At 66.2% G+C, this 23,749-nt stretch carries 27 protein-coding genes, 1 tRNA gene and 1 pseudogene; 11 read left to right on the forward strand and 18 right to left on the reverse strand.

From position 1 onward, the window contains the following. Positions 1-19 precede the first annotated feature (19 nt). Positions 20-1,189: a serine hydrolase domain-containing protein gene (locus QTI68_RS00485; RefSeq protein ID WP_286518904.1), complete on the forward strand. Its 1,170-nt coding sequence runs from the start codon at positions 20-22 to the stop codon at positions 1,187-1,189. Between the two features lie 108 nt (positions 1,190-1,297). Here QTI68_RS00485 and QTI68_RS00490 read toward each other — a convergent pair whose 3' ends face one another. The 8 genes and pseudogenes from QTI68_RS00490 to QTI68_RS00525 all read right to left on the reverse strand — a co-directional run bounded on the left by QTI68_RS00490 (position 1,298) and on the right by QTI68_RS00525 (position 7,644). Next, positions 1,298-1,438 (reverse strand): LamB/YcsF family protein, encoded by a 141-nt coding sequence (locus QTI68_RS00490; protein WP_286520176.1) that lies wholly within the window; start codon positions 1,436-1,438, stop codon positions 1,298-1,300. Positions 1,439-1,831: 393 nt separating this feature from the next. After that, positions 1,832-3,064 (reverse strand): alpha/beta fold hydrolase, encoded by a 1,233-nt coding sequence (locus QTI68_RS00495; protein ID WP_286518906.1) that lies wholly within the window; start codon positions 3,062-3,064, stop codon positions 1,832-1,834. Positions 3,065-3,176: 112 nt separating this feature from the next. Further along, positions 3,177-3,261: transfer RNA gene (locus QTI68_RS00500), tRNA-Leu, on the reverse strand. A 241-nt stretch (positions 3,262-3,502) separates the two neighbouring features. Beyond that, positions 3,503-4,662: pseudogene (locus QTI68_RS00505) on the reverse strand (IS30 family transposase). Positions 4,663-4,793: 131 nt separating this feature from the next. After that, the gene (locus tag QTI68_RS00510) at positions 4,794-5,759 is read right to left on the reverse strand and encodes an ABC transporter substrate-binding protein (protein WP_286518907.1); all 966 of its coding nucleotides are present in this window, start codon (positions 5,757-5,759) and stop codon (positions 4,794-4,796) included. A gap of 158 nt (positions 5,760-5,917) precedes the next feature. Continuing rightward, on the reverse strand, positions 5,918-6,355 hold the full coding sequence (locus QTI68_RS00515) for a nuclear transport factor 2 family protein (RefSeq protein WP_286518909.1): 438 nt from the start codon (positions 6,353-6,355) through the stop codon (positions 5,918-5,920). After that, complete coding sequence (locus tag QTI68_RS00520) at positions 6,352-6,906, reverse strand: NADPH-dependent FMN reductase (RefSeq protein ID WP_286518910.1); 555 nt, start codon at positions 6,904-6,906, stop codon at positions 6,352-6,354. The genes QTI68_RS00515 and QTI68_RS00520 overlap by 4 nt, the downstream gene beginning before the upstream one ends. Before the next feature lie 156 nt (positions 6,907-7,062). Beyond that, the gene (locus tag QTI68_RS00525; protein WP_286518912.1) at positions 7,063-7,644 is read right to left on the reverse strand and encodes a VOC family protein; all 582 of its coding nucleotides are present in this window, start codon (positions 7,642-7,644) and stop codon (positions 7,063-7,065) included. A 228-nt stretch (positions 7,645-7,872) separates the two neighbouring features. Between QTI68_RS00525 and QTI68_RS00530 the strand changes: the two genes are divergently transcribed. Further along, on the forward strand, positions 7,873-8,517 hold the full coding sequence (locus QTI68_RS00530) for a GntR family transcriptional regulator (RefSeq protein ID WP_286518914.1): 645 nt from the start codon (positions 7,873-7,875) through the stop codon (positions 8,515-8,517). Here QTI68_RS00530 and QTI68_RS00535 read toward each other — a convergent pair. The 4 genes from QTI68_RS00535 to QTI68_RS00550 form a co-directional block, all read right to left on the reverse strand. Beyond that, complete coding sequence (locus QTI68_RS00535) at positions 8,504-9,490, reverse strand: Bug family tripartite tricarboxylate transporter substrate binding protein (protein ID WP_286518915.1); 987 nt, start codon at positions 9,488-9,490, stop codon at positions 8,504-8,506. The two genes, QTI68_RS00530 and QTI68_RS00535, sit on opposite strands and share 14 nt — an antisense overlap. 26 nt (positions 9,491-9,516) lie before the next feature. Beyond that, complete coding sequence (locus tag QTI68_RS00540; RefSeq protein WP_286518917.1) at positions 9,517-10,542, reverse strand: amidohydrolase family protein; 1,026 nt, start codon at positions 10,540-10,542, stop codon at positions 9,517-9,519. A 32-nt stretch (positions 10,543-10,574) separates the two neighbouring features. After that, positions 10,575-10,898 (reverse strand): aldehyde dehydrogenase family protein, encoded by a 324-nt coding sequence (locus tag QTI68_RS00545; protein WP_286518919.1) that lies wholly within the window; start codon positions 10,896-10,898, stop codon positions 10,575-10,577. A 190-nt stretch (positions 10,899-11,088) separates the two neighbouring features. After that, positions 11,089-12,015: a LysR family transcriptional regulator gene (locus QTI68_RS00550; protein WP_286518921.1), complete on the reverse strand. Its 927-nt coding sequence runs from the start codon at positions 12,013-12,015 to the stop codon at positions 11,089-11,091. 132 nt (positions 12,016-12,147) lie between these two features. Here QTI68_RS00550 and QTI68_RS00555 point away from each other — a divergent pair, with 132 nt between their 5' ends. From QTI68_RS00555 to QTI68_RS00575, 6 genes are all read left to right on the forward strand, one after another. After that, positions 12,148-13,779, forward strand: coding sequence for an FAD-dependent monooxygenase (locus tag QTI68_RS00555; protein ID WP_286518922.1), 1,632 nt, complete (start codon positions 12,148-12,150; stop codon positions 13,777-13,779). A gap of 12 nt (positions 13,780-13,791) precedes the next feature. Then, entirely contained in the window at positions 13,792-14,754 is a 963-nt protein-coding gene (locus QTI68_RS00560) for a VOC family protein (protein ID WP_286518923.1), read from the forward strand. Continuing rightward, positions 14,751-15,608, forward strand: coding sequence for a fumarylacetoacetate hydrolase family protein (locus QTI68_RS00565; protein ID WP_286518924.1), 858 nt, complete (start codon positions 14,751-14,753; stop codon positions 15,606-15,608). Before QTI68_RS00560 ends, QTI68_RS00565 begins: the two co-directional genes overlap by 4 nt. 29 nt (positions 15,609-15,637) lie before the next feature. Then, positions 15,638-16,186, forward strand: coding sequence for a Bug family tripartite tricarboxylate transporter substrate binding protein (locus tag QTI68_RS40320; protein ID WP_503011612.1), 549 nt, complete (start codon positions 15,638-15,640; stop codon positions 16,184-16,186). After that, the gene (locus tag QTI68_RS40325) at positions 16,183-16,623 is read left to right on the forward strand and encodes a tripartite tricarboxylate transporter substrate-binding protein (RefSeq protein WP_503011613.1); all 441 of its coding nucleotides are present in this window, start codon (positions 16,183-16,185) and stop codon (positions 16,621-16,623) included. The genes QTI68_RS40320 and QTI68_RS40325 overlap by 4 nt, the downstream gene beginning before the upstream one ends. A 74-nt stretch (positions 16,624-16,697) precedes the next feature. Further along, entirely contained in the window at positions 16,698-16,931 is a 234-nt protein-coding gene (locus tag QTI68_RS00575; RefSeq protein ID WP_286518926.1) for a hypothetical protein, read from the forward strand. Here QTI68_RS00575 and QTI68_RS00580 read toward each other — a convergent pair. Then, positions 16,889-17,590: an SDR family oxidoreductase gene (locus tag QTI68_RS00580; RefSeq protein WP_286520177.1), complete on the reverse strand. Its 702-nt coding sequence runs from the start codon at positions 17,588-17,590 to the stop codon at positions 16,889-16,891. The two genes, QTI68_RS00575 and QTI68_RS00580, sit on opposite strands and share 43 nt — an antisense overlap. Positions 17,591-17,733: 143 nt before the next feature. On the opposite strand from QTI68_RS00580, the gene QTI68_RS00585 reads away from it, so the two are divergent. Beyond that, positions 17,734-18,492 (forward strand): acetoacetate decarboxylase, encoded by a 759-nt coding sequence (locus QTI68_RS00585; protein WP_286518927.1) that lies wholly within the window; start codon positions 17,734-17,736, stop codon positions 18,490-18,492. Between the two features lie 8 nt (positions 18,493-18,500). Here the strand turns inward: QTI68_RS00585 and QTI68_RS00590 are convergent, their stop codons facing one another. Both QTI68_RS00590 and QTI68_RS00595 read right to left on the reverse strand, forming a co-directional pair. Then, the gene (locus QTI68_RS00590; RefSeq protein WP_286518929.1) at positions 18,501-18,830 is read right to left on the reverse strand and encodes a cytochrome C; all 330 of its coding nucleotides are present in this window, start codon (positions 18,828-18,830) and stop codon (positions 18,501-18,503) included. Positions 18,831-18,896: 66 nt separating this feature from the next. Then, positions 18,897-19,187, reverse strand: coding sequence for a DUF1488 family protein (locus QTI68_RS00595; RefSeq protein ID WP_286518931.1), 291 nt, complete (start codon positions 19,185-19,187; stop codon positions 18,897-18,899). Between the two features lie 292 nt (positions 19,188-19,479). On the opposite strand from QTI68_RS00595, the gene QTI68_RS00600 reads away from it, so the two are divergent. After that, positions 19,480-20,043: a hypothetical protein gene (locus tag QTI68_RS00600; RefSeq protein ID WP_286518933.1), complete on the forward strand. Its 564-nt coding sequence runs from the start codon at positions 19,480-19,482 to the stop codon at positions 20,041-20,043. Positions 20,044-20,562: 519 nt separating this feature from the next. On the opposite strand, the gene QTI68_RS00605 is transcribed toward QTI68_RS00600, so the two are convergent. Continuing rightward, positions 20,563-20,985, reverse strand: coding sequence for a universal stress protein (locus QTI68_RS00605; RefSeq protein WP_286518935.1), 423 nt, complete (start codon positions 20,983-20,985; stop codon positions 20,563-20,565). A gap of 136 nt (positions 20,986-21,121) precedes the next feature. On the opposite strand from QTI68_RS00605, the gene QTI68_RS00610 reads away from it, so the two are divergent. Next, entirely contained in the window at positions 21,122-21,646 is a 525-nt protein-coding gene (locus tag QTI68_RS00610) for a universal stress protein (RefSeq protein ID WP_286518938.1), read from the forward strand. A 9-nt stretch (positions 21,647-21,655) separates the two neighbouring features. On the opposite strand, the gene QTI68_RS00615 is transcribed toward QTI68_RS00610, so the two are convergent. Beyond that, positions 21,656-23,212, reverse strand: coding sequence for a bifunctional aminoglycoside phosphotransferase/ATP-binding protein (locus QTI68_RS00615; protein ID WP_286518940.1), 1,557 nt, complete (start codon positions 23,210-23,212; stop codon positions 21,656-21,658). 1 nt (position 23,213) lies between these two features. Further along, the gene (locus tag QTI68_RS00620) at positions 23,214-23,726 is read right to left on the reverse strand and encodes a universal stress protein (protein ID WP_286518942.1); all 513 of its coding nucleotides are present in this window, start codon (positions 23,724-23,726) and stop codon (positions 23,214-23,216) included. Between the last annotated feature and the right edge of the window lie 23 nt (positions 23,727-23,749).

Raw genomic sequence — 23,749 nt, forward strand, 5'->3', positions numbered from 1 at the left:
CTAGAAAAAGGAGATAGACATGAGCATGACGAAGACTCTGGACGCCATCCTCGCCGACGGCGTCGCCCGCGGCCAGGCCCCCGGCGTGGTGGCGCTGGTGGCCGACCGCGACGGCAGCCTCTACGAAGGCGCCGCCGGCGAGCGCCAGCTCGGCGGTGGCACCGCAATGACGCCCGACACAGTGGTGTGGATCGCCTCGATGACCAAGGCCATCACCTCGGTGGCTGCCGTGCAGTGCGCGGAACGCGGCCTGCTCGATCTGGACGCGCCAGCCGCCCGGGTGCTGCCGGCCATCGGCGAGCTGGGCGTGCTGACGGGCTTCGACGCCGAAGGCCGCCCCCTCACCCGCCCGCCCAAACGCCCCATCACGCTGCGGCACCTGCTCTCACACAGCGCCGGCTGCAGCTACGAGATGTGGAATCCGGACATGCAGAAGGTACAGGCGGCCCTTGGCATCCCGGGCATCATCGAATGCCGCCTCAAGGCGCTGGAGCTGCCCCTGGTGGCCGACCCCGGCGAGCGCTGGGAATACGGCCTGGGCATCGACTGGGCCGGCCGCATGGTCGAGGAGGTGAGCGGCCTCCCGCTGCGCGACTTCATCAGCCAGAACCTGCTGGAGCCGCTGGGCATGCACGACTCGGGATTTCGCATCACGCCTACGATGCGCGAGCGCCTGGCAGGCGTACACCTGCGCGGCGAGGACAAGGCCTTCGCGCCCTTCCCCTTCGAGCTCCCGCAGGAGCCCGAATTCGACATGGGCGGCGGTGCGATCTACAGCACCGTGGGCGACTATGCCCGCTTCATGCGCATGGTGCTCAACCTCGGCCAACTCGATGGCGCGCGCGTGCTCAAGCCCGAGACGGTGACCTCGCACCTGATGCTCAACCAAATCGGCAATGCCCGCGTGAGCCTGCTGAAGGCCGCCGTCCCGCTCACCGCCGATGCCGAGTTCTTTCCCGGCCTGACCAAGCGCTGGAGCCTGGCTTTCCAGATCAACGAAGAGGCCGCGCCCACTGGGCGGTCCGCAGGCAGCCTGTCGTGGGCGGGGCTGGCGAACAGCTTCTTCTGGATCGACCCGTCCACCGGCATCGCGGGCATGCTGGCCACGCAGACCTTCCCGTTCGCGGACGCGGGTGTGATGGACCTCCTGTACGCCTTCGAGAAAGGGGTCTACGACGCGCTCGCCTGAATCTGCGCGCGACCATCGTGACGGGCCCCGAACGCACGGCCCCCCACGAAGGGTTGATGGATTCGCCGCCGAACGAATCGAAGCCGGTGAACTGAACGCGCCGCACGGTCACGTGAGGGCTCTGATCGCAATGCTTTTGGCCGTGAGTTGCTCGCGGTCGCGGATACGCCGCGCGAATGCCAACGCATGCACACCGTCGCCATGCACGCACACGCTCTGGGCATCTACGAGCACCGTGCTGCCATCGATCGCGGTCGCCTAGTGGTCGCGCATCAGCGACAGCGACAGCGTGCGCGCAATCGAGGCTTCTTCGTCCTCGATCGGCGCACCGGCGTGGCTGCGTGGCTGCGTGGCTGCGTGGCTGCGTGGCACTAGGCTGCCATCGAACAGGCAACTGCGGTCGGAGAAGGCCTGCTCGACGAGGCGTTGGCCAACGCCTCGTCGCTCGCGGTCTCGAAATTGAACGTCTGCTTTGGCGAAGAGCGTGAGACGGCTATGGGCCCTACCCTGCCCTCCACGAGCGCCCATCGTGCGGCTCCTAGGCAGCGAAAGCAGCCCTTCAGGAAGGCAAGCACGGAAGACCGCTAGCCAGCGCTCTGCAGGCATTCCTTTGCCGGGTACGCGAAGGCCACGTCCATCGGCTCACGCCCGGCCGCGGACCATGTCGAGCAGGCGACCCACGATGCGCTCGCCATCGGCCCGCAGGCCATTGTGGGCGTACTCGTTGGTAACCCAGGCCCGCAGCCCACGAACGCCACGGGCCGTCTCCTCGGCAAATGATCGCTCCACGTAGACATCGTCGACGTACACGGTCGCTGCCACTGGGACCTCATTGCGGGCGAGGCGGTCAGCGTCGTACAGGCGCGGCCATGGATGCTGGGCCAGAAGCTGCGCCACCTCGCGGTGCGCGCGTAAGCCCGAGTAGTCGTCCCACATCCAAGGGAAGACTTGCTCTGCGCCGAGGAGGTCGCCGATCATCGCCTCCTCGGGCGCGAGCCGGTGTGCCGACCAGCGAGTGGCACCCCCGTCGGCGTACGAGGACTCATGGAGCGTCGCGTAGATCGGATTGCGCTCCCAAGATGACGCCATCTGCGCGTCGACCATGAATGCGGCCGAGCCGAAGGGCAACTCGAGCAGGTGGTGCAGCCGTTCGAACCCGGCGCTATCGCCGAGCCACATTCCGGTCTGCCGAAACCGACGCGATGTGAGGCGGTCGCCGTTGGGCAACCGGACATCTTCCTCGTCGAGCCGGCGCAGGATCGTCCGCAAACGATCGAGGTCTCCTGGGTATCGCGCGTGATAGCGCTGGTTCGCTTCGCGCACGCGCGCCCATGTCGCCGCGTAGACCTCGTCGACCGGCCGATTCGTGATCGGCGCGAGGCCGCCGGTGATCAGTACCTCCCGCAGGCCCTCGGGCGCCAGCGACAGATAGGTGAGCGAGGTGAATCCCCCGAAGCTCTGACCGAGCAGACTCCAGCGCTCGACGCCGAGTTCAGCGCGGATCAGTTCGAGGTCGCGCACGATCGAGTCGGCGCGGAAATGCGTGAGGTACTCGGCTTGGTCGGCAGGCGCTGCCCCTGGGATGACTGGCCCTACCGGCGTGGAGCGCCCTGTGCCCCGCTGGTCAAGCAGCAGGACCCGGAAGTCCTCAAGGGCACGCGCCATCCACCCTGAGGGCGGGCTCGTCGGGCGGGCGGCCTCGAAGCCTGGGCCGCCCTGCAGGAACACGAGGTAGGGGCGATCAAGACCGTCTGGGGCAGCAAGCTCGCGCGTGAACACGCTGATCGTGCCACGCAGCGGGTCGCCGTGAACCAAAGGAACCGAGTGCTCGCGCTCGGTAAAAACTGCCCCGGGCATGCGGTAGGTCGTACTCATGGCTCGCATTAGAACCCGAACGTACGCCCGCTTCTCAGCCATGCGCTCTTCATCTGCCAGCTGCAAAAAACAAATCCGGCCAACGCGATGTTGATCGGCTTCATCAGTGCTCTGGTGCCCAGGAAGGGACTCGAACCCCCACGATGTTACTCGCTAGTACCTGAAACTAGTGCGTCTACCAATTCCGCCACCTGGGCATTTCAGGAAGCGGTGGATTCTATATCGACCAGCAAGCGCGACCGGTTCGATGTCGCGCTGCCGTTTGCGCGAGCCGGGGTTGAAAGCGGCAAGCCGCTTAACGCGGAATTCGACAATTCCAACCAGTTGTCAGTCGCCGCTCCAGGTTAGCCGCAGTTGCGTTACTGGGTGGTCGATGGACCCCTTCACGAAGCAGTCAGTCGCGCGGACACCTCTCAACGGCTGCTTTCAGGTGCGGATTCAACCGGTCGATGCAACACATTCGCTGAACATCTCAGCAGGTGTATGGAAGCCGAGCGTCTTGCGCGGCCTCTCGTTCAATTGTCTCGCGATCGCATTGAGTTGAGGCTGTGAGAACCCTGAGATGTCCATGCCCTTCGGCATGTACTGCCTGAGCAATCCATTCGTATTCTCGTTGCTTCCACGCTGCCATGGGTTCTGCGGATCGCAGAAGTACACCTGAATGTCGGTGGCCAACGTGAACTTCTTGTGAGCGTGCATCTCCGTGCCCCTGTCCCAGGTCAGTGACTTGTAGAGCTCCTGCGGCAGCTTGCGGGCGTTCTTGATGAGTGCGTTGACGACGGTCTGAGAGACCTTGCCATCCAGCTTGACCAACATCACGTATCGCGTTTGGCGCTCAACCAGCGTGGCGATCTGGCTGTTGGCGCTTCCGAAGAGCAGGTCGCCTTCCCAGTGTCCGGGAACTGCTCGATCTTCAACCGTGGCTGGCCGCTCGCTGATGGTGATGGCGTCAACGATTCTTCCGTGGACGTCTGTCTTCTGCGTGTACTGACGTGAGCGGCGCATGCCCCGGGTACGCCGAAGATGCTGCAACAGCTCCTTCTTCAACGCCCCGCGGGCTTGAATGAACAGGCTACGGTAGATGGTCTCGTGGGACACGTGGGAGGTCTCGTCGCTCGGGTAAGTATGCTTGAGCCATCCGGCAATCTGCTCCGGAGACCATTGCAACCGAAGCTTCTCCGTGACGATGCGCGCCAAGTCCCGGTTCTCAGCCAGCCTGCAGCGCTTGGGTCGACGAGCCCGATCCCAGGCCGCCTGGTCGGCCCGGGTCGCCCGATAGCACCCGGAACCACCGTTGCGCTTGATCTCTCGGCTGATGGTGGATGGCGCTCGCCCGAGGATCACCGCGATCGAGCGAATCGAGAAGCCAGCCACCATGGCACGCGAGATCTCCTCGCGCTCGGCCAGCGTCAGCGCCTTTGTGAACGAGTTCGCTCCGGCGGTCGAATGCCGCCGGTACGGGACAGAATTCCCTGTATCGACGTGTGGGGCCGATTGAACAGTTGAGCAATCTGATGCAGGGTCCATCCCTGCCTCCATCGCTCCCACATCAACGCCTTCTGGCTGTCTGTGTAGTAGGTTCGCGTCCGGTAAGCCATCTGCAACACTCCTTCTGCCTACGGCAGTCATCAGTGTGTTGCATCGACCGGTTGAATCCGCAGTCTGAAGTCGTCGTTCGGAAGCATGCACCCGGACGACGTTACGCGACCCCGGTCGATGCTTCGAGGCCTCAACGGATCAGTTGAGCCCGTACCAGCAGCGACTTGTCAATGCTGATTCCCAAGGCCCTGGCGGTCGCCAAGTTGATTGTGAGGTCGAACTTCATGGGCATCTCAACCGGCAGATCACTCGCGCGTGCGCCGCGCAGGATTCGATCCACAAAGGTGGCGACGCGATGATGCAGCACCTCGACGTTGGGGCCGTAGGCCATCAGGCATCCAACTGCTGCCATTTCTCGCCACTCACAAAGAGTCGGTAGACCATTTCGCAAGGCAAGCGCCGCAATGGCGTCGCGATCGTCGAAGAATGTTGGGTTCGACACGACGAAGAGTCCCGCCGACAGGCTGGCGGCTTGCGAGATTGCCGACTCGTAGTCCTTGGCGTCGCGGACCTCGAATACGAGCAGCTTTCTTCCCAATGAACGGGCTGCCACGTTCGCCGCCTCGACTTGACCTGGGCCAGCCGTATGCCCGGTCTGCGTAAGGATGGCAATGGGCTCGGACCTGGGCAGCACCGCGCTCAACAGTTCGAGTCGCTTTCCAGCGATGACGTCCGAGATCATGGCGACGCCTGTAACGTTGCCTCCGGGCCGTGCCAAACTGGCGACGAAACCGGATCGCACCGGATCAACCGAGGTCATGGCCATCACGATGGGGATCGTTGACGTAGCGCTCCTGGCGGCTTGGATCGCCGGTGGACTCGCGGCCACGATGACCTCGACCTGCAGCGCCACAATGTCGGCAGCCATCGATGGCAGGAGCTCAAGGTGACCTCTTGCCATCCTCACCACCAAGACTGCATTGACCCCCTCGACGTAGCCCAACTTCTGCATCGCTTCTTGAAAATGCTCGAGGTCAGCCGCTGCCGAGATGTAGCCGATGCGGTGGACTTTTCGAGGCTTCTGCGCATCGCTTTGGGCATGAATGGCCCCAGCTCCGTAGCACAGGGCGCCGATCAACAGGGTACGCTTCAGCATGTCCCCTCCTTTGGCGCAGGCGCGACCGGTGAGCGCTCCCATCGCGCCCTGGGAGCGTAGCCCGAACCAAGCGCAACCGCAATCGCTCCCGACCGGCTATCTCTCCGGACGCCCCTACGGAGGGCGCGGCTGGTCGATGGCCTGCGATGGTGCCGCGATCAGAATGACGACGCCTGGATCGCCATGCGGATGCGCCGCTCCTGGATCCGCCAGCCCGACGCGGTACGAACGAAGCGATCGTGGTACTCGACCACCGAAGGGGGTCCCAGCGCAGTCGCAGGCCCCGCCTCCGCCCTGCCCTGAAAGAACAGCACGCAGCAGAAACCCGTGGCTTCATCCGCGGCATCGAAGTACACACTGATGTTGGTGCACAGATGCCGGGTCGTCACGGCCGCTGGACGTGACGCAAGGAAGCCAGCCAGCGCGGCGCGGCCCGCGAACATCGTCCCCATGCGGTCGAGCGTGCCGTCCTCCGTGAACAGATCCAGCACCGAGTCGTAGCGCCGCGCATCGAGATGGTTCGCGAAGTCGACGCACAGGCGCGCGCACGCGGCTTCGTCCTCCATGCGGCCGGTCATCATCCGGTCACCGCTCATGCGCCGACCAGCTTGCCGACGAAGACCGAGAAGCGCTCCATGTAGGCGGCCATGAAGTTGCGGGTCGACGCGTCCGCGAAATTGCCTTGCGCATCGAGCATGTCGGGCTTGAAGGACAGGTAGGCTTCCCCGCCCAGCACCGCGGCACCGAGGATGCCCATGATCTGCCGCAGGTGCTGCTGCCCCACCGCCGTGCCGATGGCGCCGGGCGAAGTGCCCGACATGGCCACCGGCTTGTCGCGCCAGACGTTGCGATCCATCGGCTTGGAGCCCCAGTCGATCGCGTTCTTCAGCACCGCCGGCAGCGACCGGTTGAACTCGGGCATGACGATCAGGAACGCATCGGCCGCCGCGCACTGTGCGGTGAAATGGTTGACGGATTCGGGCCGCAGGGCCTCCAGGTCGCCGTTGTACATCGGCAGGTTGTCCAGCGGGACAGGGCGAAAGCGCAGCGCAGGCGGCGCCACGCGCATGATGGCGGTCGCCACCTTGCGGTTGATCGATTCACGGCGCAGGCTGCCGACGAGGACGGCGATGTCATAGGTTCTCAATGCGTGGACTCCTTGGGTTTCTGATCGGTGAATTCGGGCCACTGCCATGCCGCGTGCCCGGCCGCTGCGCCGAGCACCGACATCAGCACGACCCGATGATCATTCGTCGTCTGGTCGTTTCTTGCAGCGTCGAAGGCGTCGCGGTGCGCTGACCGTTCAGCCCATCATCGAGCCGCGAATCGCGGAGACCGGCAGGTGCTCGGTACGCAACAGCAGCGCCGATTCGCTCTCCCCGGCCCGCAGGCGGGCGAGCATGACCTCGGGATTGAACTCGACGCCGATCGGGTTCAGCTCGAAGTTCGGCCCGTGCATGAAGGCGTTGGCGTCGTCGTTCGACGCATAGCTGTCGGCCTGGAACTCCATCTGGTTGCCGTCGGGGTCGGCGTAGTAGAGCGAGACCGTGATGCCGTGGTGGATGCACCAGTAGGGCAGCACGCCCGCCGCTTTCAGTTCGACGTACTTGCCGAGCAGTTCGGTGAGCGAGCGGTAGCCGTAGGCCACGTGGTCCATGCCCGGCTGGCCGCGCGGCGTGCGGGCGTCCGACTCCCCGACGACGATGCCGAGGTTCAGCAATGCCACGCGGTGGTGCTCGTCGTCGTAGGTGACGAAGGCGATCACCGGACTCTGGTACTGCACCTTGCCGCCGAACACCTTGACGTACCAGTCCAGCATCTCCTGGAAGCGGTAGGTGCGATAGACGACATGCGCGAAGCTCTTGGGACGAATGCTCGTGGTCATGACGATCCTCTTTTCTTATCGATAAATATGAGATATCAAGGTCTTCATCGACGTTTTATCGATAATATTGAAACCCGGTGCAAACTTGCTCGGTACTAACCCTTTAAAGGCGACAAGGACCGACCGGGACGCAACCCTAGAATCGACCGCAGCCCCCCGCACACAGCCATGAGTCGACAACCACCATCGAGCACCGAGGACGGGCAGGGATCCACCCTGGCCAGCAGGGTGTTCGAGCGCTTGCGCGAAGACATCCTCGAAGGCCAGTGGCCACCGGGCGAGAAGCTGCGCATCGAGACCCTGCAGGAGCGTTATCAGGTGGGCGCCAGCCCGATCCGGGAGGCCCTCAACCGACTGACTTCCGTGCGCCTCGTCGAGCAGGTCGAGCGCCGCGGCTTCCGGGTGGCGACCTTGTCGAACGACGATCTGCTCGACCTCGTCCGCGCGCGCCGGCTGCTGAACGAAGTGGTGGTCCGGGAGTCGCTGCTGAACGGCGACGAGGGATGGGAAGAAAAGGTCGTGTTCGCGTATCACCGCATGTGGCGCTGCCCGATGACGGTCGCCTCCGGCCACACGAACCGCGAATGGGAACTGCTGCATCGCAAGTTCCACGCGGCCATCATCGCGGCCTGCCCCTCGAAGTGGCTGCTCGATTTTCATGAGCAGTTGTTCGACTCCGCCGACCGGCACCGGCGGCTCAACGTGCGGCGGATCGACCCGGAGTTCACGCGTGTGGAGCACCGCGAGATCATGGAGGCTGCGCTCAGCCGCGACGTGCCCCTCACGATCAAGCTGCTCAATGACTCGATAGACACGCTGATCACGCGGCGGGAGCCGTCCGACGCGAACGGCAAGGCGGTCAGTCCAGCGTGATCCTGGCATCGTTGACGACCTGGCGCCAGCGCGCGAGGTCACGTTTCACGAGCGCCGCGAGATCGGACGGCGAACTGGTCCGAACCACCAGCCCCTGCTTCGCGAGGCTTTCCTTCACCTCGTCGGAACTCAGCACCGCGACGAAGTCACGGTTCAGCCGCGCCACGAGTTCCGGCGGCGTGCGGCCCGGCGCCATGACCGCGAACCAGGCATCGACGCCGTCCATGACGTCGATGCCCTGCTCCTTGAAGGTCGGCACGTCCGGCGCGAACGTGCTGCGCGTCTGGCCCGTGACCGCCAGCAGCCGCACCTTGCCGGCCTGCGCGTGCGGGCGCATCGAATGCACGGTGGCGAACATCATCTGCACCTGGCCGCCCATCAGGTCGGTGATCGCGCCGGCAATGCCCTTGTAGGGCACGTGCACGACATCGATGCCCGTCTTCGACTTGAGCAGTTCCATCGCCAGATGCTGCGGCGTTCCGTTGCCCGGCGTGGCGTAGTTGAGCCTGCCGGGGTTCTGCTTGGCGTAGGCGACCAGGGACTTCATGTCGGTCGCCGGCACGCCTGGGTTGACCGCGAAGACGAAGCTCGCCTCGGCGAGCAGGGCCACCGGGGCGAAGTCCGCCACGGCGTCGAAGGGCATCTTCTTGTAGATCGACGGCGTCATCGTGAAGGTGTTGATCGCCATGAGCAACGTGTGGCCGTCGGGTGCGGCCGTCGCCACCTGCTGGGCGCCGAGGTTGCCGCTCGCGCCGGGCTTGTTGTCCACCACGACGGGCTGGCCCCAGCGTGCGGCGAGCTTCGGCGCGATGATGCGCGCGATGATGTCGCTGCCGCTGCTGGAGGTGAACGGCACGACCAGCGTGACCGGCTTGCCCGGAAACGTGGTTGCGGGCTGTGCATGGACCGTTGGCGACGCCAATGAGAAGACCGCGGTTGCGACGGCGGCAAGAAGTCGGATCGAAGTGATCATTTCGAATGGCCTCGGGCTTGTGATCGTTACTTGCCGATGCGCTGCAGGCGCATCAGCCGAAGGGCGTTGCCCAGGTAGAGCTTCTCGCGGTCTTCGTCGCTGAGGCCCAAGTCCTCGACGGAGCGGATGCCTTCGCGAATGAACATCGGACCGCCTTCGGGGTCGAACGGACAGTCCGATGCGAACACCACATGATCGACACCGAAGAAGTCCAGCCCGCAGCGCAGCGCCGCCCGGGAACCACCCAGCACGGTGTCGCCGTAGAACATCTTGAAGTATTCGATCGGCGCCTTCGACAGCCGCTTCAGCACGTCGGCCTCGCTGCCGTCCGCGCTGCGGCTGCCGAGTTGCGCCCAAAGCGATTCGGCCCGACCGGCAAAATAGGGCAGCATCCCGCCGCAATGGTGCGTGATGATCCGCAGGTCGGGCAGCTTCTCGAGCAGGCCCGAGAACACCATCCTCGACATGGCCACCGAAGTCTCGAAGGGCCAGCCGAGCACCTGCCAGATCTCGTACTTGGAGCGCTCCTCGCCCTTGTAGTCGGCCGTGGTGCCCGGACGGAACGGATGCATCCAGATCGGCAAGCGATGCTTGTTCGCCATGCGCTCGAAGATCGGATAGAACTCCGGATCGTCCAGCGGCCGGCCGTTGACGTTGGTGATGATCTGCACGCCCCGGGCGCCGAGTTCTTCGATGGCGCGGTCCATTTCCTTCAGCGCCGCCGGCACGTTGTTCATCGGCAACGAGGCCACGAAGACCGGGAACTGGTCGGGCCAGCGCTTGCAAATTTCCGCCATGCCGTCATTGGCGACGCGGGCGAAGCCGGGCGATTGGTCCGGGCCGCCGAGGTACTCTGGCGCGGGGGCGCTCAGAGTCAGCACCTGGACGACGTCGGGGAACTTCTCGTCCAGCATCTTCGCGCGGGCTTCGAGGTCCCACAGCATCGGCAGGCCAGCCATGCGCTTGACGATGCCGGCGTCCTTCGAGTGCTTCTTGACCAGGTCGAAATAGGCCGGCGGCAGAACGTGGTTGTAGATGTCTATCTTTTTCATGTGCTTTCTTTCCGGGGGAGAGTCGACCGTGCCTACAGCGGGTACTGGCGCTTGTTCTGGCTCACCGTGACCAAGTTGAGATCGGTGAACATGTCGATGGCCCAGCGGCCGAAGCGCGCCCAGCCGCTGTCCTTCACGCCGCCGAACGGAATCTGCGGCTCGCCGCCCATGGTCGGCCCGTTGACGTTGACCATGCCGGACTGGATCCGCCCGCCGGTCGTGACGGGTACCTCGGCGAAGACGTCCCCGCTGAAGGGGTTCATGTCGTCGAAAGTCCGGCCGCCCTCCGCCTCGACCCACTCACCGGCGATGAGCTGGCGGAACTTCCGGGGTAGCGCCGCTACGGCTGCTGTCATGTCTTGTCTCCTTCGATAGGGTTCGGCTGCCGGCGACACGATGGCCGTCGCCGCCGCGGATCCTAGTCGCGGGCGAGCGAACGCAGAAGATGCCAAACCTGCGCTATCGATACCTGAAATGAATCGGACGCCGCCATCGTGGCGAGGCTTCGCGGGCGCGGTGCGGCTTCACGCCGGCGGCGTGAGCGGGTCAGGGCACGCCGACGGCCTCGCCCATGTTCCCGTTTTCCATGTGGCCGGCGGCGCGCCGCAACAGGTCGCACAGATGCTCCGCGGCCGGTGTCAACGGCAGGCCCGCGCGCTGGATGATGCAGATCGGGGGCGCCGCCAGCGGCTCCGAGATGTCGAAGGCCTGCAGCACATCGCGCGTCAACGGAAAACTCATCCATTGCGAGGGCAGCATGGCGAGCAGGTCCGAATAGAGCAAGGTAACGATCAGCGTCAGCGCGGAATGCGCCTGCATGACCAGGGTCGGCGGCGGCAGGCCATGCTGCGCGAACAGGGGGCCGAGTTCGTGCTCCGCCTGGGCCGTGATCGAGGTGGTGAGCCACTCCGCCGCCACGAGCTCGCTCAATGACCTGGCGCGGCCGAGCGGATGGCCCCTGCGTCCGACGATCACACGGGTGTTGTCGAAGAGCTTCTCGACAAGAAGGCCCTCGGGCACCTGTTCGGGCGGGGGGCCGACGTAGCAGTCGATCGTTCCGTCCTGCACCTCGGCCGCCACCGTAGGGAACACGGCGTCGAGGACATCGAGCCGCACATCCGGAAAGCGCTGGCGGAAGGGGCGCAGCACCTCGGGCAGCAAGGCCATGTGCGGCACCATCGACAGCGCCACGCGCACGCTGCCGTGGGTCAGGCCGCGCAGTTGCGCGACCTCGTCGCGCGCGCGCAGCAACTCGTTGTCGACGCTGCGTGCCCGCCGGATGAAGGCCTCGCCGATCGCGGTGGGCACGATGCCGCGCGACCTTCGCTCGAACAGGGCGACGCCCAGTTCCCTTTCGAGTTCCTGGATGCTCCGCGTCATCGCCGGCTGGGCGATCCCGATCTCGCGGGCGGCGGCGCGCAGGCTGCCATGGTCGGCGACAGCCAGCAGATCGCGCAGGTGGTGCAACTTCATGAAACTGGAGACCGATACGAAAGAGGTATCGGTTCGACGATTCTGCCATCTTTTGTTATTTCGGCCGCCTTCCTACCATCCGCCTCCAACAGCGCCGTGGATGCCAATGTCCATGGGGCGAAGGAGACGAGAGTGAAGCAAGAACCCAATACGCAGCCGCAGGTCCTGATCGTCGGCGCCGGCCCCGCGGGCCTGGCGCTCGCGATCGAGCTGGGGCAGCGCGACATCCCCTGCCTGCTGATCGAGCGCAACGACCGCGTCGGCTACGCGCCCCGCGCCAAGACGACCAACGTGCGAACCCGCGAGCACATGCGGCGCTGGGGCATCGCCGACGCGCTACGCGCGGCATCGCCGCTGGGGCTGGACTATCCCTCGAACGTGGTGTTCTGCACCCGCCTGAACGGCCCGCGCCTGGCGAGCATCGAGAACGCGATGTACTGCGCGCCGGGCAAGAACCCGCTGTACTCCGAGCACGCGCAGTGGATCCCCCAGTATTCGGTCGAGGAAGTGATGCGCGCGCACGTGCAGACGCTGCCCAGCGTCGAGCTGCGCTTCAGCTGCGAGCTCGCGCTCTTCGAGCAGGCTGACGCCGGCGTCGTCGCTCAGGTGAAGGACCTCGAGAACGGAGGCAGCTTCGAGGTCGCCTGCCGCTACCTGGTCGGCGCCGACGGCGCGCGCAGCACGGTGCGCGCGGCCATCGGCGCCAGGCTGGAGGGCAGCTATGGCCTCTCGCGCAACTACAACGTGGTGTTCCGCGCGCCCGGTCTCGCCCAGGCGCACCGGCACGGGCCGGCGATCATGTACTGGCAGATCAACGGCGACGTGCCGAGCCTGATCGGCCCGATGGACAGCGGCGACAAGTGGTTCTTCATGCCCACGCAGTTGCGCGAGGGCCAGAAGCTCAGCGCCGAAGACGCGCCGGACCTGATCCGCCGGGCGACCGGGCTCGACGCGCTGGAGGTCGAAGTCCTCAGCACCGACGAATGGGTGGCGAGCCGCCTGATCGCCGACAAGTACGCCGACCGCCGCGTGTTCCTCGTGGGCGACGCCTGCCACCTGCATCCGCCCTTCGGCGGCTATGGCATGAACATGGGCGTGGCCGACGGCGTCGACCTCGGCTGGAAAATCGCCGCGGTGCTGCAGGGCTGGGGCGCACCGGCCCTTCTCGACAGCTACGAGAAGGAGCGCCGCCCGGTGCACGACATGGTGATGGACGAAGCGGTCGCCAACCACTCGGTGCTCGGCAACCAGCTCTGGCAGGAAGGGCTGGAGGACGCGACAGAGGCCGGCGAGCAGATGCGCCGCGAGGTCGGCATGCGGATCCAGGTCGCGAAGCTGCGCGAGTTCAACACGCTCGGCGTGGTGCTCGGCTACCGCTACGAGGGCTCACCCGTGATCGTGCCGGACGGCAGCGAGGCGCCGGTCTTCGACTTCCTGAATTACATCCCGAGCGCCCGGCCCGGTGCACTCGCGCCGCACGCCTGGCTGCACGACGGCAGCTCGCTCTACGACCACTTCGGCCAGGGCTTCACGCTGCTGGCGTCGCACGACGCCGATGCGGCGGGGCTCACGCAGGCGCAGGAGGCGGCCCGCGCGGCGGGCATTCCGCTGACCGTGATCCAGCCACAGGAGCGCGTGCTCAAGCAGCTGTACGGCGCGCGTTACACGCTGATCCGCCCCGACCAGCACGTGGCATGGCGCGCGGATACGTGGCCCGCTGACGGCGGGGCCCTGTTGAAGCACATCACCGGCCAGGCCGGCTGAAGGAGCGCCCCGATGACCGCAGCCCACCTGCGTCGCCGCGCCGGCGTCGTCGCCGTCCATTCGCTGAACCGCTTCGTGTTCTCGGTGCCTGACCTCGACGAGGCCGAGCGCTTCTACCTTGCCTTCGGGCTCGAGGTCCGGCGCTCAGCCGACCGTATCGACCTCCACACCTGGGGCCACCCGCACTGCTGGGGCTCGGTCTTCGAGAGCGACGAGGCCAAGCGCCTCGAATACCTGAGCTACGGCATCGACGAGGCCGACCTGCCCGCATGGCGCGAGCGCATCCAAGGCCACGGCCTCGCCTGCCCCGCGCACCGGCTGTCCGACGGCGACGGGCTGTGGCTGCGCAACCCGGACGGCACGCCGCTGCAGCTGATCGTCGCTTCCAAGGTCTCGCCGAGCGAGAAGTCGCGCGCCGCGGCCCGCAGCGATGCCGCACCGGGGCAAGGCGCGGCCCCGGCACGCAGCGCCGTGCCGCAGGTGCGCCCGCGCCATCTCTCGCACCTGCTGTTCTTCACGCCCGACGTGCGGCGCATGGCCGAATTCTCGTCCCAGGTGCTGGGCCTTCGCATGTCCGACCATTCGGGCGATGTGATCGCGTTCATGCATGGGCCGCACGGCAGCGACCACCACCTGGTGGCGTTCGCGAAATCGCACGCGCCAGGACTTCACCACTCGAGCTGGGACGTCGGCAGCATCGACGAGGTCGGCAACGGCGCCGAGCAGATGCGCGCCGCCGGCCACGACAAGGGCTGGGGCGTGGGCCGCCATGTGCTGGGATCGAACTACTTCTACTACGTGCGTGATCCCTGGGGCAGCTATGCCGAGTACTCGCACGAAATCGACTTCGTGCCCCACGACCTCGACTGGCCCGCTGCCGACCATCCGCCGCACGACTCGCTCTACGTCTGGGGGCCGCCGCTCCCCGACGACTTCATCACCAACCACGAACCCGTTTCCGGAGCCCCCTCATGAGATTCATCGCATTCGCCAACGACCAGGGTCGACCCGTGCTGGGCGTGCGCATCGGCCACGAACTTGTCGACCTCACCGCCCTCGGCTTGCCCGACACGCTCGACGCGCTGCTGCGCCTGGGCGAAGCCGGCATGCAGGCGGCCCGCGACGCGGTCGCGCGCGCGGGCACGCGGCGCTCGATCAACGGCCTGAAGTACCTGCCGCCGGTGCGGGACCCGGCCAAGGCTTTCGCGATCGGCCTGAACTACATCGACCACGCGGCCGAAAGCAATTTCGAGCCGCCGAAGTTCCCGGTCGTGTTCCAGCGCTATCCCTCTTCGTGGGTCGGCCACGAGCAGCCGCTGCTGCGCCCGAAGGTGTCGACGCAGTTCGACTACGAGGCCGAACTGGTCGCGGTCATCGGCAAGGGCGGGCGCTACATCCCCAAGGAGAAGGCGCTCGATCACGTGGCCGGCTATTCGCTGTTCAACGACGGTTCGATCCGCGACTACCAACTGCGGACCAACCAGTGGACGCTGGGCAAGAACTTCGACGCCAGCGGCTCGTTCGGGCCGGAGTTCGTGACCGCCGACGAGCTGCCTGCAGGTGCGAGCGGACTGCAATTGACCTGCCGCCTGAACGGCGAGACGCTGCAGGACGCCAACACTCGCCACATGATCTTCGACGTCGCCACGCTGGTCTCGGTGTGCTCCGAAGCGATGGCGCTGCAGCCGGGCGACATCGTCATCACCGGCACGCCCTCGGGCGTGGGCATGGCGCGCAAGCCGCCCGTGTGGATGAAGGCCGGCGATGTGTGCGAGGTGGAGATCGAGGGCATCGGCGTGCTTCGCAACCCGATCGTCGACGAAGCCTGAGCCTGACACGGCCCCACAGGAGACAAAGCATGCACAGAAGAAGCTTCGTGGCCACCGCAGCCACGCTCGCCGCCCTCGCACTCTCGCCGCTGGTGAACGCACAGGCCCCCGCAGGCCTGAGCGCGGGCCCGGTGCGCATCACCAGCACGCTGCCGGCCGGCAGCGGCCCCGACACCATCGCGCGGGTGGTGGCGGAGAGGCTGCAGGCGACATGGGGTCGCCCCGTGGTCGTCGACCCGAAGCCGGGGGGCGCGGGCGTGGTCGCGATCAATGCGGTGAAGGGCGCGCCACCGACCGGCAACGATCTTGTGGTGGCCGACGTCGGCAACCTGTCGATCAACCCGCTGATCTTCAGGAAGCTGGCCTACGACCCCGAGAAGGACCTGGTGCCCGTGGCGCTGCTCTACAAGACCGCCTTCTTCGTGGCGGTGGGCGCGAACAGCCCCTACAAGACACTCAAGGACCTGCTCGACGCAGCAGGCAGCAAGTCCAGGGTACTGAGCTACGGCTCGAACGCGGTAGGCGGGCCGATCCACCTGGCTCGGCCCGCCTCGGCCACGCATTGGGCGTCGAGATGATGCACGTGCCGTACAAGGAGACTTCGCAGCTGTACGCGGCGGTGTCGACCGGCGAGGTGGACTGGGCCTACGCCAGCATCGCAACCGCGGGGCCCCTTGCGCGCGCAGGGAAGCTGCGCTTCCTGGCGGTGGCGGACGCCGCGCGCTCGCCGGCACTGCCGGAGGTGCCCACGCTCGAGGAGGCGGGCGGGCCCAAGGGCGTCAGTTCGCTGTCGTGGGTCGGGCTGATGGCGCCGCGCGGCACGCCCGCCGCCACCGCGGACGCGATCAACAAGGGCGTCAACGAGGCGTTATCGCAGCCCGAGGTGAAGGATCGCCTGGCGACCTTCGGCTTCGTGGCAAGCCCTGGTCCTGCACAGCAGGTAGCGGACCTGATGCAAGCCGATCGCGCTGGCTACGCCGAAGTGCTCAAGCACGTCAAGGTGTCGGTCGACTGACCGCCGCGGCGCGGCAAGTCCCGCCTAGCGCAGCGCCAGCGAGCGAGCATCGCGGCGGACTCGGAGGCGGAGGGATGAACGGGCGCGAACAGGTTGCCGCACTGCTGTCAATGTCCGCGAAAAGGGGGTTCTCGGTGACGCCATCGAAGACCGGCATCGAGGCCGCATCGCGACAGGCGTCGATCGCCCTGGCTGCGATCCCCACCGCCACCACGCCCTTGCAGTTCGCGTTCAAGCTCGCCGATGCTGCGCGTCAGGCACGCACCTACAACGAGCGCATCAGCCCACCATCGATCCGAATGTTCTGACCCGTGATGTAGGCGCCATCGTCCGAGGCAAGGAAGGCGATGGTCGCCGCGACTTCCTCGCTGGTGCCGTAACGCTGCAGCGGCACGCTCTGGCGGCGCTCCTCCTTGGCCGGCAGGCTGTCGATCCAGCCAGGCAGCACGTTGTTCATGCGCACGTTGCTGGCCCCGTACTGATCGGCGTAGAGCTTGGTGAAGGCGGCAAGCCCGGCACGGAACACACCCGAAACCGGGAACATCGCGCTGGGTTCCACGGCCCAGGCCGACGAGATGTTGATGATCGCGCCGTCCTTCTGCTTCTCCATCACCGGCGTGACCAGCCGCACCGCGCGGACCACGTTCATCAGGTAGATGTCCATGCCTGAAATCCACTGCGCATCGGTCAATTCGAGCAAGGGCGATTTGGGCCCGTGACCGGCACCGTTGACCAGTACGTCGATGCGGCCCCAGCGCGCCATCGTCAGATCGATCAGGCGCGCAAGGTCCTCGTTCGACTGGTTGGACCCGGTGACGCCGATGCCGCCCAACGATTTGCCGAGCGCCTCGCCCTTGCCGGACGAAGACAAGACCGCCACCTCGAACCCGTTCCCCGCAAGCTTGCGGGCGGCGGCGGCACCCATTCCGCTGCCGCCGCCAACGACCACTGCAACTTTTCCTGACATCGCTTTTTCCTTTCGGTTGTGAATGCGCCGCATGCTGTGCGTTGTAGCATCCAAATGACGGACCCCCATGAACATCCGGCAACGCCTCCCGAGGTTCGCATCTAGCGGCCGATGAATTCTCACGCAACCAACCCGGAGCCCCCATGAACATCGCCGACATACGCCGGACCGCATTCGCCATGCCCCTGACCAGTCCGGCATTTCCACCGGGGCCGTACCGTTTCACGCGGCGCGAGTTCGTCGTCATCACCTATCGCACCGACATGGATGCGCTGCGTGCCGTGGTGCCCGAACCGCTCGAAGTGGTCGAGCCGCTGGTGAAGTACGAATTCATCCGCATGCCAGACTCCACCGGCTTCGGCGACTACACCGAATCGGGCCAGGTGATCCCGGTGCAGCTGCGCACCGACAAGGGGATGGAGCAAGGCGCCTACGTGCACGCGATGTACCTCGACGACCATCCGCCGATCGCCGGCGGCCGCGAGCTGTGGGGCTTTCCCAAGAAGCTGGCCTCGCCGGTACTCGACTACGAGACCGACGTGGTGGTCGGCACCCTCGACTATGGGAAGGTGCGGGTCGCCAAGGCGACGATGGGCTTCAAGCACCGCACGCTCGAACACGCGCCGATACTCGCAGCGATCGCGCAGCCGAACTTCCTGCTCAAGATCATCCCGCATGTCGACGGCACCCCGCGCATCTGCGAGCTGGTGCGCTACCACATGGTCGACGTCACGCTGCACGGCGCCTGGAGCGGCCCTGCCTCGCTCGAACTGCATCCGCACGCGCTGGCGCCGGTGGCCGAGCTGCCGGTGCTGAAGGTCGAATCGGCGGTGCACTACATCGCCGACATGACGCTCGCGCTCGGCACCGTCGAACACGACTATCTCGCACCCACTTCTTGATGGTGCGATCAGGGCCGCTCGCGCCCCGTCGGCCCCAACACCACCGGCGGGCCCGAGGGCGCCTTGAATCCATAGAAGCGCTCGTTGAGATGCTGCGTGACAGCGGCGATGTCGTCCTCGCTCCAGTTCAACGAGGCTGCGGCTTGCCAGTTCGCCACTTGCGCCTGGAGGCTGTTCCAGTCCTTCGCGAGCCTCCGCTCTCGCCAGTGAACCTGCGTGGTATGGCAGGCGACGCAGTGCGTCGTATACAGCAGTTCTCCGCGTGACTGGGCAGCGGCCGGCACGCCGGAGAGCGCCGAGACCGCCAGGAGGCACCTTGCCAAGGATCGAACAGCCATGGGGTCCCTCTCATTGCGGAAGATGGTCGAGCAAAGCGTGCACCATGTGGTCCTCACTGGCTCCGCTCAATGTACCGAATCGGTCGCCAGCGACCACGGAAGCTCGAAGTCGGCGGTCTGGAGCATCACCGGCTTCTCCGGATCGCGCCGGTAGTGCCGCATCGCCGACTCCTCGATCCGGTCGGCGTGCTCCCGACACGCCTCGACGAGGCCGTCGCCCCCTCCCTGGGCGCCGAAGATGTCGCGCAGCGCGTCTTCGGTTATCTCCGCAACGACGCGAGGTCCTGCGCTGCCCTCTGGATGGATTGCGAACAGGACGCTCGCTCGATCGAAACAGTAGATCGCATCGGTTGTCATGGGCGGCTCCTGTGTCTTTTCACGCCTGCGCGGCGAGAGTGGCAGCGTGGCTCCGAACCGACGCTCGCGCCTTGCGTCAGATCAAGAACTCCGCATGACGAGAGTTGGCTTCCATTTGATCCAGCGCAAGCCGTGTCGCGGCCCCCTGCCTACAGTTGCCTCAGCGGTACCGCAACGAGAGTCGGTCCGCCATGAAAGGAAATACCTGAAATCCGACGTCCACCGACGCGGAGATCGCCTCGGTGCACGTGGGCGCCTGAGTGGCGGCTTTTGAAACCCGGGAGACCATGCCATGTCACCGAAGATGCTGCTTGCGATGCTGGTTGCCGTGGCATGCGCTGGAGCGACCGCCGCCGACTACACGGCACCCGGCCAGCTGAGTCCCGCATCGACGCCGACGCAGAAGATTCGCGATGCCGCAAGCAAGGCCGCCCGCGATGCGGAAATCGCCGCACAGAAGGCCGCCGACGCAGCCAAGGCCGCCGCCGAGCAAAGCAAGGTGAACGCCGGCAAGGTCTCCCAGGCGATCGCCGAGGCCATCCGCCGCGCCGCGAAGAAGGCGGCGGATTCGGCGAACCGCTTCGAGGAGAAGGCATCGGAATCCGTCAGCCGGGCACTCGACGCCAGCAAGGAAGCCGCGCTCAAGGCCGAAGAGGAAAGCAAGAAGGCGTCTGCGGCCACCAGGGAAGCTCTCGCGAAGGCCGAGGCGGCGGTCCGGAGCGCCGTGGCCGCCAGCAAGGAAGAAGCCAAGGCGGCCGCCAGCGCAACGCGTGAGGCGCTGCAGAAGGCCGAAGAGGCCACGCGGCAGGCGGCGCAGGCGGCCAAGGATGCGGTGGCCAGGACGACCGGCAAATGAGCGCCTGCCCGTCAAGCAGCCGCCGATTCATAGCCCACTGATTGCCCCCACCGCGTCCTCACGTCCTTGAGCCAAAGGCAGCAGATCATGAAGAAGCACTCGAAGCCCCGCCCCGGGCCAGGACGCACACGCCGATCCGCAGCCCCGACCCCTGACGAAGAGCCTGCAGGCGAGTTCCCCCGGCCCGTATGGGATCCGGACCGAACCGACATCGAGCGGCCGAACGAGCTGCCGGACCCTTCGATCGAGAGCGCGTCACGCGATGACAAGGCGGGCGGCATCGAAACGGCCGAGTCGGTCGTGAGGAAGGCCACGCCCTTCGAATAGACGCCGGCCCCGACTGGGCCTTGGCGCCCCCTGTTCGCAGTCGGACGCGCTCGCCAGGAACTCCCGGAACCTCATCGTTGCGATAACCCGACCCATCCGATCGATGGCCCCTGGTCCGCCTCCCCCAGTCCGGCTGCGACCAAAATCAGTGTCGCGAGCAAGGTCGCGGCGACGAACATGAACGCCTTCATTTCAACGCACCAGCAATACCGGCACCGCGCACTTCGCCAGCACCTTGGTGGCGACCGAGCCCAGCACCAGGTTCTTCAGCGCGCCCACCCCGTGCGATCCCATGACCAGGAGGTCGAACTTGCCTTTTTCCGCATAGGACGCTATCTCGTCCGCCGGGTGGCCCACCTTGTGGACCACCTCCGCGACGATCCCCTGTTCGGCCAGCTGCGCCCGCACGGGCTCGAGAACGACTCGGGCATCGTCCTCGTAGTAGGCGTGCACGATGTCCGGCCCGGCGAAAGCCGCGGCCCGGTGCGGAACGGGCAGGACGATGTGCAGCACCGTGAACGCATGCCCCGTCACCCACAGGTCCCTGTGCGCTCCGAGGTAGGAAATCATTCGCTTCGTGTAGTCGCTGCCGTCGACGGCAAGAAGAATCTTCATGGTGCACTCCGGAGAAAGGTCTGGGGTCCCCAATGTTCAATGCGAACGAGCGGGCGGAGTTGCGCCAGATCAAATCTCCGACATGCAATGTCAGGATACTGAAGACCCTCATCACTGGATTTCAGAAGGGCCTGACATGTATCAACGAATTCTTGTACCCGTCGATGGCAGTCCGACATCGGAGCGCGGGCTGGACGAAGCCCTCCGCATCGCCCAGCTCACCCACGGCCAATTGCGGCTGCTGCACGTGATCGATGAACTGTCCTTCGCCCTTGCCATGGATGCCTATGCGGGCTATGCGGGCGACTGGCTCGACAGCCTGCGTGAACAGGGCCGGGCCCTCCTCGAAAAAAGCAGGGCCACGGCGCAGGCCGCGGGAGTCGAAGCCGACGTCGCGTTGCGCGACACTTTCTCGGGGTCAGTGCACGAACAGGTCACGACCGAGGCCGCCAGCTGGCCCGCCGACCTGATCGTGCTCGGCACCCACGGCCGCCGCGGGGTCGGCAGAGTGGTGATGGGAAGCAGCGCCGAGAACATCCTGCGCTACGCCACCGTGCCGGTGCTGCTGGTGCGCGCGCCGGCCGAATCGAAGGCGAAGACCGAATCCCCGGGCGCGTCGACAAAGGTGGATCTGCCCTCCGCGGCGCTGTTGTTCGAATAGGCGCCCCCGTCAGCGCTTCAGCGCGAGCCAGCGGTCCACCAGCGGCGCGATCTTCAGCGACGCGTCGCTCACCACATGGAACGCCGTCGCACGCTCCCCCTCGTCGAGTGGTTCGTGTGTCGCAATTTGCCGCTCCAGCACCTGCAGGTTTGCTTCCGACGCATCGTTCCCGCTGGCCTGGCGCGCCGCGACCCGCTCTCGCAACTGCGCTGCGGTCGCTTCGCAATGGAGGATCGCGAAAGGCACGCCCAGTTCGATGGCCAGGGCGCGGAACGCCAGCCTCTCGTCCCGGCGCAGGAACGCGGCATCCACGATCACCGGATAGCCGGCCTGCAGTGCGGTCCTGGCGCAGGCCCACAGCCGATCGAAGGTGCGCCGGGTCGCCTCGGGCGTGTAGATGTCATGGCCCACGGAGCGCGCCAGGGGTTCCAAGCCGAAGAGCCGCTTGCGCTCGATGTCCGACCGGATGCGTATCGCCCCGGCCAACGCCAGCATTTCCGTCGCGATCGTCGATTTTCCCGACCCCGACAGGCCATGCGTGATCATCAGTCGCGCTGTCGGACGGCCGGCCTGGCTGGCGAGGCCCGCCGCGCAGGCAAGATAGTCGGGGCCGGCCCTCGTCGCGCGCTCCGCGCACTCCCGATCCCGAAGCCTCGCCACCATGGCACGCACCAGCGCGCGATAGACCTCGTAGGCCCGCAGCACCGGCATGGCGGCATAGTCGCCGCTGTGCTGCAGATAGACATCGAGAAAGCGAAACGCGAGATCCTCGCGGCCGTGGGCCTTGAAGTCCATCGAGAGAAAGGCGACGTCGCTGATGACGTCGATCCAGCGCAGCGCCGGATCGAACTCGATGCAATCGAAGGCCGTCAGCGCGTCGTCGATGAGCACCACGTTGGACAAGTGAAGATCGCCGTGGCATTCACGCACGAAGCCCTTGCAGTGCCGTTCGGCCCACGCGGTCCATAGCGCGCTTCCCTGTGCCTCCACCCAGGCCCGCAACGCCGCCAGCGGTCCGGCAACAGGCTCGTCGGCCAGGCCTGCAAGCGCGGTCTTCATCGTCCGAAGGACTTGCTCGGGTGTACCGAATGCCGAGGAGAGCGCCGCTGCGTCCGCCCGGTCGTGGAACTCGGCGAGGTGCTGCGCGAAGCGCGCCAGCTGCTCGATCCGGAGCCGGCCATCGAGGACCAGGTTGCGCAGCAGGGAAGCCTCCGGAAAGCGCCTCATGCGGACCACATAGTCGATCGGCTCGCCGGCGCCCAGGTGCGGGGCATCGGGCGTGCCGCACACCGCCGTCACGTCGATGTAGATCTCGGGCGCAAGTCGGCGGTTGAGCCGCAATTCTTCTTCGCAAAAATGCTTGCGTGCCGCCAGCGTGCGGAAGTCGACGAACGGCAGGCCCACCGGCTTCTTCAGCTTGTAGGCCAGGCGGTCGGTCAGCAGCACCCAGGAGATGTGGGTTTCGATCAGCGACACCGCCCGGCCAGCTTCTGCCTGCAGGTGTTGCTGCAGCGCGGTCACCAGCGTACGGTCCACGGGCTGGAAGGCGGTGTGAAAGGATTCCACTTCAGGCGGCGGCCATCGCGGCCACGGACGCGCTCGCTCGCAGCAATTCGGCAGCGGCATCCTTGCCGGCGGGTGCGCGGACCAGCAGGACGGGCACGGGCGCCTGCCGGAGGATGCGCTCCGCGCCGCTTCCCAGAATCAGCCGCGCCGCTCCGCGCCGCCCGTGGGTGCCGAGCACGATCAGCTCGGCGCCCCAGTCCACCGCCTCGGCAGCGACCTTGTCCTGCACCGAGCCGGGAAAGTTGTCGCCGAGGCAAGTATCCACATCGACCCCGGCGGCCTGGACGGTGGCCTGCGCCTCGTCCAGGATCCGCGAGCCTTCGCTGCGCAGCTGTTTCAGAAGGTCGTCCGCATGGCGCGGTTCGCTGCCGAGCGCCAACGCGAACGAAAGATCGTCGATCACGTGGAACAGGCGAATCCGCCCCTGCGTGAGTTTCGCGATGCGGATCGCTTCGTCGAGGCCGTGGTCCGAGGTCGAACTGCCATCGACGGGAACAAGGATTCGCTGGTACATGGGAACCTCCTTCGAAAGTGGAT

This window comes from Variovorax sp. J31P207 (genome assembly GCF_030316965.1).
GTDB lineage: Bacteria > Pseudomonadota > Gammaproteobacteria > Burkholderiales > Burkholderiaceae_C > Variovorax > Variovorax ginsengisoli_B.